This window comes from Natrialba sp. PRR66 (assembly GCF_034808065.1).
Lineage (GTDB): Archaea > Halobacteriota > Halobacteria > Halobacteriales > Natrialbaceae > Natrialba > Natrialba aegyptia.
In genome coordinates this window covers 1-239 of sequence record NZ_JAXHGN010000253.1, presented here as the reverse complement: position 1 = coordinate 239, position 239 = coordinate 1, and the positions used below count along the sequence as shown (strand labels likewise).

Below are 239 nucleotides of genomic sequence, written 5' to 3'. Positions count from 1 at the left end.
CACCTTCGTCCGTCTCGCCGACGGGCTCGCTCGGACCGCTATCACTGCTGACGTCGGCCGAGACCTCGCCGTCGATGACGCGCGCCACGCTTGCGTCGGCGGTCAGCCGACCGCCGTCCGGTCCGACGGCCGTAACCACGGTGATGTTCGACACCGTGGATTCGACGGTCTCCGGTGCCTGCTCGTTCGACATGTCGCCATCGAGCAGATGAACGTCCCCATCGACATAGACGTTGAGG

The 239-nt window shown here is 66.1% G+C and carries 1 protein-coding gene; it reads right to left on the bottom strand.

All coding sequences use genetic code 11. The features are described 5' to 3' along the window. Positions 1–239: hypothetical protein (locus SM755_RS24140; RefSeq protein ID WP_323174898.1), on the bottom strand; the 239-nt coding region annotated here is incomplete at both ends.